10 protein-coding genes are annotated in these 8,588 nt (G+C 71.7%); 5 read left to right on the top strand and 5 right to left on the bottom strand.

The window, feature by feature from the left end; all coding sequences use genetic code 11:
- Together ACFOYY_RS12060 and ACFOYY_RS12055 are read left to right on the top strand one after the other, a co-directional pair.
- Window positions 1-1,178, top strand: a 1,178-nt coding sequence (locus ACFOYY_RS12060; protein WP_386189817.1) for an ABC transporter ATP-binding protein, incomplete at its 5' end; no start/stop codon positions are given.
- A 262-nt stretch (window positions 1,179-1,440) separates the two neighbouring features.
- On the top strand, window positions 1,441-2,250 hold the full coding sequence (locus ACFOYY_RS12055; RefSeq protein WP_352009379.1) for an ABC transporter permease: 810 nt from the start codon (window positions 1,441-1,443) through the stop codon (window positions 2,248-2,250).
- A gap of 133 nt (window positions 2,251-2,383) precedes the next feature.
- On the opposite strand, the gene ACFOYY_RS12050 is transcribed toward ACFOYY_RS12055, so the two are convergent.
- Both ACFOYY_RS12050 and ACFOYY_RS12045 read right to left on the bottom strand, forming a co-directional pair.
- Window positions 2,384-3,130, bottom strand: coding sequence for a YcnI family copper-binding membrane protein (locus ACFOYY_RS12050; protein ID WP_352009380.1), 747 nt, complete (start codon window positions 3,128-3,130; stop codon window positions 2,384-2,386).
- A gap of 71 nt (window positions 3,131-3,201) precedes the next feature.
- The gene (locus ACFOYY_RS12045) at window positions 3,202-3,726 is read right to left on the bottom strand and encodes an MFS transporter (protein ID WP_386189816.1); all 525 of its coding nucleotides are present in this window, start codon (window positions 3,724-3,726) and stop codon (window positions 3,202-3,204) included.
- Between the two features lie 254 nt (window positions 3,727-3,980).
- Here ACFOYY_RS12045 and ACFOYY_RS12040 point away from each other — a divergent pair, with 254 nt between their 5' ends.
- Together ACFOYY_RS12040 and ACFOYY_RS12035 are read left to right on the top strand one after the other, a co-directional pair.
- Window positions 3,981-4,190, top strand: coding sequence for a hypothetical protein (locus ACFOYY_RS12040; protein WP_386189815.1), 210 nt, complete (start codon window positions 3,981-3,983; stop codon window positions 4,188-4,190).
- A gap of 3 nt (window positions 4,191-4,193) precedes the next feature.
- The gene (locus ACFOYY_RS12035; protein WP_386189814.1) at window positions 4,194-4,538 is read left to right on the top strand and encodes a hypothetical protein; all 345 of its coding nucleotides are present in this window, start codon (window positions 4,194-4,196) and stop codon (window positions 4,536-4,538) included.
- A 206-nt stretch (window positions 4,539-4,744) separates the two neighbouring features.
- Here ACFOYY_RS12035 and ACFOYY_RS12030 read toward each other — a convergent pair whose 3' ends face one another.
- The 3 genes from ACFOYY_RS12030 to ACFOYY_RS12020 are packed head-to-tail and all read right to left on the bottom strand — an operon-like array spanning window position 4,745 to window position 7,196.
- The gene (locus ACFOYY_RS12030) at window positions 4,745-5,524 is read right to left on the bottom strand and encodes an ABC transporter ATP-binding protein (RefSeq protein WP_362771861.1); all 780 of its coding nucleotides are present in this window, start codon (window positions 5,522-5,524) and stop codon (window positions 4,745-4,747) included.
- A gap of 6 nt (window positions 5,525-5,530) precedes the next feature.
- Window positions 5,531-6,319, bottom strand: a complete 789-nt coding sequence (locus tag ACFOYY_RS12025; protein ID WP_386189813.1) for an ABC transporter permease — start codon at window positions 6,317-6,319, stop codon at window positions 5,531-5,533.
- 1 nt (window position 6,320) lies between these two features.
- Complete coding sequence (locus ACFOYY_RS12020) at window positions 6,321-7,196, bottom strand: ABC transporter permease (RefSeq protein ID WP_386189812.1); 876 nt, start codon at window positions 7,194-7,196, stop codon at window positions 6,321-6,323.
- Between the two features lie 182 nt (window positions 7,197-7,378).
- Here ACFOYY_RS12020 and ACFOYY_RS12015 point away from each other — a divergent pair.
- Window positions 7,379-8,588 (top strand): serine/threonine-protein kinase (locus ACFOYY_RS12015; protein WP_386189811.1); only part of this gene is annotated, 1,210 nt, incomplete at its 3' end.

Below are 8,588 nucleotides of genomic sequence, written 5' to 3'. Positions count from 1 at the left end.
GCCCCGGGGGACGCGCCCACGTCTCCCGGGGCCGGGACCGGGACTCCGGCGGGGCGGAGCGGGGCCGTACCCGCCCTCCGGCCCGCCGGGCCACGCCCCAGGAACGACGCCGCGAGCGGAGGGCCGTCGCGCTCGAAGGCGGAGACGACACAGGCGACGATGGGAGAGCCATGCTGACCGTCCAGGAGGACAGATCCTCCTCCGCTTCCTCCGCTGTGCCTCCCGAGGCCCGCACGGAGGACTACTCGATCGTCACCCGCGGACTGACCAAACGCTTCAGGGGCGGACAGGTGGCCGTCGACCACCTGGACCTTGCCGTGCCGAAGGGAAGCGTCTTCGGGTTCCTCGGCCCCAACGGCTCGGGAAAGACCACGACGATCCGTATGCTCCTCGGCCTGGTCGCCCCCTCGGAGGGCGGCTGGGAACTGCTCGGCACCGCCATGCCGGACGGCCTGCGGACGGCGCTGCCGAGGGTGGGCGCGCTGGTGGAGGGGCCGTCCTTCTATCCCTACCTGTCCGGTGAGGCCAATCTGCGCCGCTACGACGCGGCCGACCTCACGGTCGATCCCCGTACCGCCTCGGCCAGGATCGGTGAGGCCCTCGAAAGGGTCGGGCTCACGGCCGCCGCCCGCAAGCGTTACCGCGCCTACTCCCTCGGCATGCGTCAGCGCCTGGCGATCGCCGCCGCGTTGCTGCGGCCCAGGGAACTGCTGATCCTCGACGAGCCGACCAACGGCCTCGACCCGCAGGGCACCAGGGAGGTGCGCGGCCTGGTCAAGGAGATCGCGGCGGAGGGCACGACCGTGTTCGTCTCCTCCCACCTGCTGGCCGAGATCGAGCAGATGTGCTCCCACGTGGCCGTGATGCGGGCCGGACGGCTGGCCGCCCAGGGTCCTCTGGCCACCCTCAGAGCCGCGGAGGCGGTCAGGATCAGCGTCGAGACACCGGACGTCGCGGCCGCGGCGGCCGTGCTGGCGGACCTGGGCCTGGCGGGAGTACGGCTCGGCGAGGACCGCGAGGACGAGGTGAGCGCGGAACTGGGTGAGAAGGCCGCCGAGCGGATCTGCGCCGAACTGGTCACCGCCGGTGTCGCGGTGCGCGGCCTGGCCGTACGCCGCCCAAGTCTTGAGGACGTGTTCGTCGGCCTGACCGGAGAGGGTTTCGATGTCGCCGGCTGAGAAGGGTTCCCCGAACCAGACAATGACCGCCCCCCAGAACACCCGAGAGAAGGACACCCCGCCCTCCGAAACCGACGCCTTAGAAGGCCCCACCCCCGGCCTGACCCGCACCAAGGAAGACAGCGCGAAGGACTCCGGCTTGGGCGCGTCGGCGCTTGGACTGAGGAGTGAGGGAGCGCAGCGGACGAACGACGAGGGAAAGCGCCGACCCGAAAGCGCCCAAGCCCGCGACGCCGAAGGCGTCGCAAAGAGGCGCGGTCTCATGCGCTTCCTCTTCTCCGAGGTCGGGCTGACCTTCCGCAGGCCGAGGAACCTCGCCATGCTGGGGGTGCTCGTCCTGGTGCCGGTGCTGCTCGGCGTCGCGCTCAGGGCGTTCGGCGGACCCGAGCCCGGTGACGGCGCTCCCGGCGTCTTCACCCAGATCACCGGCAACGGGCTGTTCCTCACCTTCGCCGCGCTCTCCCTGCTGGTGCAGTTGCTGCTGCCGGTCTCGGTCGCGGTGGTCGCCGGGGACTCGATCGCGGGGGAGGCGGGCATCGGCACGCTGCGCTACCTGCTGGCGGTTCCGGTGGGCCGCACCAGGCTGCTGGTGGTCAAGTACGCCAACGCGGTGATCTTCTGCCTGGCGGCCGTGGCGGCGGTCGCGTCGTCGGCGCTGCTCACCGGGCTGCTGTTGTTCCCGGCGGGGCCGATCACCCTGCTGTCCGGCGGGACGATCCCCATGGCCGAGGGGCTGCTGAGGATCGGGCTCGTCGTGCTGTACGTCGCGGCGGGAATGGCGGCGCTGGCGGCGATCTCGCTGGCGTTCTCGACGCTGACGGAGATCGCCATCGGCGCCATCGCCGCGACCGTGGTGCTGGTCATCGTCGCCCAGGTGCTCGGGGTCATCCCGCAGTTGTCCGGGCTGCGGCCGTACCTGCTGTCGAGCTGGTGGAGCGGTTTCGACGGGGTGTTGCGAGACCCGGTCGCCACCGGGGAGATGGGACAGGGGCTGCTGGTGTTCGGCGCCTACATCGTGATCTTCGGTTCGATCGCGTGGGCCAGGTTCAGCGGCAAGGACATCAGCGGCTGATCCGGCCGGGGGAGACGGAGGCGGGGGCCCGCGGAATCGATCCGCGGGCCCCCGCCGTCTGTTCTCGTCTCCGCCGAGGCCTCTCCGCGGAAGCCTCTCCACGAGCCTCCCGCCGGAGCGCCTCACCGGCGGGTCAGGAGGCGCGTCCTCCACGGCGCAGGCCGAGCACGCCGACCACGACGCCCACGACTCCGGCCAGCAGGCCGGCCCCGCCCAGCAGCCGTGCGGTGCCGTCCGAGGAGGACGCCTGCGCGGCGGGCTTGGCGGCCTCGGACTCGTGGGCGGCCACGGTGGCCGTGGCGGACGGGCTGGCCGCTCCGGCGCCGTGCTCGTCACCCCCGGTCGAGGGGGTGAGCCTCAGCGTCGGGACCGGGCGGTCGGCCTCGGAGCCGTCGGCCTTGGGCGGGTCGGCCCACTTGACGACCTCACCACCGGTGTAGGTCTGGGTGGTGGGGAAGGTGAGCTGGTCGGTGTCCTTGGGGAGCATCCCCATGGAGACCTCGAACTCCTGGAACTGGCTGGGGCCGATCTTCCCGCCCGACCAGGTGACCTTCGTGACGGCCTCGGTGATCTCGCCGTACTCGGTCGTCACCGGCTTGGGAAGCTTGCCGGTTACCACCTTGACGTCCCAGCCGGGTACCGGCTTGACCGAGACGAACGGCAGCGGGTGGTCGGTGGGGAACTCCACCTCGACCTTCTCGGTCGAGGCGTTGTCACGCTCGTTCGGCACCCGGAAGGCGACCTTGGTGAACCCGCCCTGCTCCGCGGTTCCCGGGTTGATGCTCACGTGCGCGAGGGCGGGCAGCGCCAGGCCGATGGTGAGCGCGACGGCGCCGGCGGTCACGGCGGCGGCACGGCGGCACACTGAGGAAAGGGACATGCTTGGGGACTCCACTTCGATACTTCGTGTTCTGTTCCGGCGGTGACAGGTGACACAGGTGTCAGGTGATCTCAGACGGCGGGAAGTGGAGGACCGCGTCTGCTGACGGTATGGCGGAGCAGCCGCCCGGCGGGGACGGGGGCGACGGCGGCGGGCACCGTACGCGCAGGGGCGGGGATCGAGGGCAGCGGGAGCAGGCGCAGAGCCGCGCCGAGCCGCCGTCCGGCGGCGCGCAGCAGCGCCCACAGGGCGGCCTCGCCGCGTGACAGCCACCAGCCGGTGATCAGCGTCGCGGTGAGGTGCGCGATGATCATGCCGAGGCCCTCGCCCAGCCTGCCGCCGTGGCCGTGTACGGCCAGCGAGATCCCCGAGGGGTCGTCGAAGGCGAACAGTTCGTGTAGGAACAGTTGCATGCCGGACAGGGTCACGCCGATCGTCGTCGCCGACCGTTCACGACCGGCCAGCGCCGCCGCCAACGCCATGACCGTGGCGCCACCGGCCGCGACCGCCCACGACTCGGGCCCCGAGCCGCCCGCGGCCAGGTGGCCGAGCACGGCGAGCGTCACGCAGACGGCCGAGAAGGCGGCCGTGCGCATGAGGCGTAACGGGAGGCGGGCATGCATGACGCCCATATGCTCTCACGCTCCGGCCTCCCCCGCCGTTCCGGGCTCACGGCCGGGCACGGACGCGAAAGCCGGGGCGCGGACGGCCCGGGGAAGATCTTTCCGGACTCTGCCCGGAATGTGGCGCCGTGGGCGTCGGATGCGCCGGAACTCCTCTTTACATACCCGTTGCATAACTGTACGTTGTTGACTTATCACCCTACGTACTCGCGAGACAGAGGTGAGGCATGCCCGACAACGGCGCCGAGCGTCGCCCCGACCCCCGGGTGGCGTTCGCCGGAGAGACGGGATCGCGCGTCGGTGAGACCGACGCGCGCCCGGGCGCCGCCGAGGGCGTCACCGCCACGACGGGCGCCGGTGGCCACCTGCCCCCGCTGGCCGAGGAGCGGCCGGACGGCAGACCGCTGACCCAGCGCTTCGCGGAGCCGGAGGGATAGGTCATGGAGCTGCACTTCCGCAACCGCTACACCGCCAGGGCATGGATCGCGATCATGTTCTACAGCCCGGACGGCTGCCGCGACCAGGGACAGTGGGGCACCCGGGGCTGGTGGGCCGTCGACCCGGGTGGTGAGGCCTACGTCCTCAACACGGGCAACCGCTATGCCGCCTTCTACGCCGAGGCCGCCGACGGCGCGGTGTGGACCGGCTCCCACGGCCCGTTCTACGTCTACCGGGACGCCTTCGACTCCTGCCTGAACGTCGGCAGCACCGCCGCGCGGCGGGTCGGCGCCCGTCTGGTCGATCTGAACGGTTACTCCAGCTACTACGTCAATCTCACGGCCTGACCCCGGACCCACCCCTCCAGCCCGGCGTGCGCTCCCATCCCCCTGACCGCTGGGGCGTGCGCGTCGGGCGTCGCCCGCGGTGACGGACGTCCCCGGCTCCGCGCCGGTGCCTGCGCCCCGGCGTCCCGCTCCCCGGCGGCGTCCAGCCGCGAGCCGGTGACCGGCCCGTTCCCAGAGCGGGCCGGTCACCGTCCCCGCGACGACGCTCAGCCGGACGGTTCCGCGGCCGGCGCGGTTCCGCCGGTGTAGAGACGGGCGACCACGTCCTCGATGGACTTCTCCTCGGGAACGGTCGCGCGCAGGTCGTCGAGGGTGCCGTCGAACGTCAGGCGGCCGTGGTCGATGAGCATCACCCGGCGGCAGAGCCGCTCGATGTCGCCCAGGTCGTGGGTGGTGAGCAGGACGGTGGTGCCGTGCTCGGCGTTGCGGCGGCTCAGGAAATCCCGCATGGCGGCCTTGCTGACCACGTCCAGGCCGATGGTCGGCTCGTCGAGCACGAGCACGGCGGGGTCGTGCAGCAGGGCCGCGGTGACGTCACCGCGCATGCGCTGCCCCAGGCTGAGCTGGCGGACCGGGGTGGTCATGAAGGACTCCAGGCCGAGCAGGCAGGACAACTCCTCAAGCCTCTCCCGGAAGACAACGCGATCTACTTTGTAAAGGTGCCGGATCAGTTCGAAGCTGTCCCGCAGCGGCAGGTCCCACCACAGAGTGGTCCGCTGGCCGAAGACCACGCCGATCCTGCGCGCGAGAGCCGTACGACGCCGGGCCGGGTCGAACCCGGCCACCTCGATGCGACCCGCGGTCGGCGCGAGAATGCCGGTGAGCATCTTGATGGTGGTCGACTTGCCCGCGCCGTTCGGCCCGAGATAGCCGACGAACTCCCCGGCCCCGACCGTGAACGACAGGTCCCGTACGGCGTGCACCGTCTTACGCGCGCTGCGGCGGCCGACGGTGAACGAGCGGCCGACTCCCTGAACCTCGATCATGTCGTGTCAGCTCCCTGTCGAGCGGTAGCGGCGGACGCCCGCCCGCCAGGCGAACGCGGCGACGGCGGCCAGCGTCAGCGCGGCGAGCGGGGAGGCGAAACGCAGCCAGTACGGCAGGCTGAGCGGGTCGGGCCGGTCCAGCACGAACAGTGTGGGCTGCCAGTTCACGAAGGCCAGTGGCACGACGAAGGTGACTCCTCTGACGAGGTCGCGGCTGTAGACGTTCAGCGGGTACTGGGTGAGCGCGTTGCCGCCGTAGGTGAAGGCGTTGGCCACCTCGGGCGCGTCGGTCAGCAGGAACTGCGCCGCGCCGGCCAGGGCGAAGAGGGAGGAGAAGATGACGATTCCGCACAGGATCATCGGCGGGATCGCCCAGGCCCTGTTCCAGGGCAGGTCGAGTCCCGGCAGGGCGATGGCGAGCACGACCGCGGCCTGGGTGACCCTGCCGAAGCGGTGCACACTGAAGCGGTCGACGGCCATCTGGACGAAGGCGCTCGCCGGACGGATGAGCATGGTGTCGAACCCGCCCGTCCTGATGTGCTGGCTGAGCCGGTCCAGGTTGCCGAAGAGCATGTCGCTCACCCCGAAGGCCAGGCTCGACGTGCCGTACAGGAACATGACCTCGGACAGGCCGAATCCGGCGAGCGAGCGGGTGTGTTCGAAGATCACCCAGATCGCCAGGACGTCGAGCATGTTGATGGCGAACGAGCTCACGGCCATCGTGATCAGCGGCCCCGGATACTGGGCGGAGGCCCGCAGCCAGGTCCAGGCGAGCAGGAGATAGGTCCTGACCATGTCAACCACCCTGGATCACGACCTTGCGGCGGGCGGCGGAGGTCGCCAGGGCGCCGAGGGTGAGCAGGGCGACCGCCCAGGCGGCCTGGAAGCCCAGGGCGTCGAGGATGTCGCGCTTGCCGAGGTAGAGGTCGGCGGGGACCTGGACCATCGCCGACCAGGGCAGCACGCGGGCGAGGTCGCCGAGCCAGCCGGGGAACAGGTTCAGCGGCAGCACCATGCCGCTGAAGAAGAGCGTCAGGACCAGTGACAGCGACTGCGTGCCCCTGTCGTCGACGAGCCAGCAGGCGGAGAGCGCGATGAGATAGCGCCAGGCGAAACTGACGACGACCCCGAGCGCGAAGCCCGCGGCGAAGGAGAGCCAGGCGGCGGGGCCGGGGGGCAGGACCAGTTCGAAGAGCACCGCGCCGACGACCGTCGGCGGCAGGCTGCGCAGCAGGAACAGGTGGGCGGCCCTGCCCACGTCGTCGGAGAGGCTCCACAGCTGTAGCGAGGCGGGACGGACGAGGTCGACGGCCACGTCTCCGTTGCGCACGCGTTCGGCCAGTTGCAGACCTCCGCCGAAGACCTGCATCGGCCCGATGAAGGCCTGGCTGAGGAAGCAGAAGGTCATGGCGTCGGCGAGGTCGTAGCCCGCCAGGCCGGGCCGGGCGGTCCACAGGGCGATCAGCACGTAGGCGCGCAGGATGCCGAAGACGGTGTTGGTGAAGGCCCCGGCGAGGGCGGCGGACCGGTAGGCGAAGTGGCGGCGGAAGCCGTACCAGGCGATGTGAAGGTAGAGAAGGAAGGCGGCCTCCCCGGGAAGCGTCGGGACAACCGTCCTATCGTTGTCGCCGATCTTGATCGGGGCAACGGGTTTTTCCGTCTCCTCGGTCACATGGCGTCACAGGTTGATTACCGTTAGGGATGATTCCCCTTACCTTTCGCATCCCTTAGGTCTGGGGCGCGGGCGGCGGGCTCCCGGGTTCGTCACAGTGTGTGTGCCGCATCGCGTACACGAGAGGTTCAACCAGGATGGCACGTGGCGGAACTGGTCCCAGGTACGGCATGCCACCCGGCGTGCGGCCCCTCACGTCAGGAGATCCGATCGCGGTCGGCGGCCACCGGCTGCTCGGACGGCTGGGCGCCGGGGGCATGGGCGTGGTCTACCTGGCCGAGCGTCCGAACGGGGACGTGGTCGCGCTCAAGACCCCGCACCCGGCCCACCTCGGCGACGTCACCCTGCGCGCGCGTTTCGCCGAGGAGATCGTCAACTCCCGGAGGGTGGTGCCCTTCTGCACCGCGCGGGTCTACGAGGACGGTGTGGACGGCGACCGCCAGTACCTCGTCTGCGAGTACATCCCCGGTCCCGCGCTGTCGGAGGTGATGGCCCGGGTGGGGCCGCTGTCCGCCGACCTCGCCTACGGCGTCGCCCTGGGGGTGGCGGCCGCGCTGGTCGCGGTGCACGAGGCGGGCCTGGTCCACCGCGACCTCAAGCCGGGCAACGTGCTGCTGTCGGAGGAGGGGCCGAGGCTGATCGACTTCGGCATCGCCAGGGGCGTCGACACCCTCGTCGCGCACACCGAGGCGGGGCAGGTCATGGGCAGTCCCGGCTGGGTCTCGCCGGAGCGGCTCACCGGTGGGCCCGCGCTGCCCGCCTCCGACGTCTTCGCCTGGGGATGCCTGGTCGCCTACGCCGCCACCGGCTCCCATCCCTTCGGCGCGGGGGACGCCGAGGCGCTGGCCCGCCGCGTGCTGGCCGATCCGCCGGAGCTGACCGGTCTTCCCGAGAGGCTGCGCCCGGTCGTCGAGGCCGCGCTCGCCAAGGATCCCGCGCGGCGGCCGGGCGCCGCCGACCTGCTCGGCGCGTTGCTCGCCGCGGGAGGGGTCGGCGCCCCGGGGAATCTCCGCGTGGCGGTCGCCGAGGTGCTCGGGTGGATCTGGACCCCGGTACCGTGGCCCCGGGGCGGGGCGGGGCAGGGGTCGTTCCCGGTGAGGGCGGAAAGCGGGGCGGGCGGGGAGCGCCCCTCGGTCGGGGCGGGTTCCGCCTCCCACCGGGTGGCGAAGACGGTGCCGCAGCGACGGCCGCACCGGACGCAGGCGGGTTTCGCGGCGCTGGCCACCCTCGTCATGGCGGCCGTCACGGTCTTGGCGGCGGCCAGGGGAGGGGCCAGGCCGTACGCCGATCCCGAGGTGGGGGAGCTTCCCGCGGTGATCGCACCGGTCCACGGGAGCCCGGCGGAGCGTGCCCGGAGGGAGACGGGGCGGCCCGCCACGCCGAAGGGGCCGC

This window comes from Streptosporangium jomthongense, from assembly GCF_042650425.1.
Taxonomy (GTDB): domain Bacteria; phylum Actinomycetota; class Actinomycetes; order Streptosporangiales; family Streptosporangiaceae; genus Streptosporangium.
Note: the sequence above shows the minus strand (reverse complement) of the source record. Positions and strands in the feature narration are given on the sequence as shown.

What these genes read in the sequence shown, in the direction of transcription:
- ACFOYY_RS12055 (WP_352009379.1), top strand. Translation starts at nt 1,441, where the DNA reads ATGCGCTTCCTCTTCTCCGAGGTCGGGCTGACCTTCCGCAGGCCGAGG.
- ACFOYY_RS12050 (WP_352009380.1), bottom strand. Translation starts at nt 3,130, where the DNA reads ATGTCCCTTTCCTCAGTGTGCCGCCGTGCCGCCGCCGTGACCGCCGGC.
- ACFOYY_RS12045 (WP_386189816.1), bottom strand. Translation starts at nt 3,726, where the DNA reads ATGCGCACGGCCGCCTTCTCGGCCGTCTGCGTGACGCTCGCCGTGCTC.
- ACFOYY_RS12040 (WP_386189815.1), top strand. Translation starts at nt 3,981, where the DNA reads ATGCCCGACAACGGCGCCGAGCGTCGCCCCGACCCCCGGGTGGCGTTC.
- ACFOYY_RS12035 (WP_386189814.1), top strand. Translation starts at nt 4,194, where the DNA reads ATGGAGCTGCACTTCCGCAACCGCTACACCGCCAGGGCATGGATCGCG.
- ACFOYY_RS12030 (WP_362771861.1), bottom strand. Translation starts at nt 5,524, where the DNA reads ATGATCGAGGTTCAGGGAGTCGGCCGCTCGTTCACCGTCGGCCGCCGC.
- ACFOYY_RS12025 (WP_386189813.1), bottom strand. Translation starts at nt 6,319, where the DNA reads ATGGTCAGGACCTATCTCCTGCTCGCCTGGACCTGGCTGCGGGCCTCC.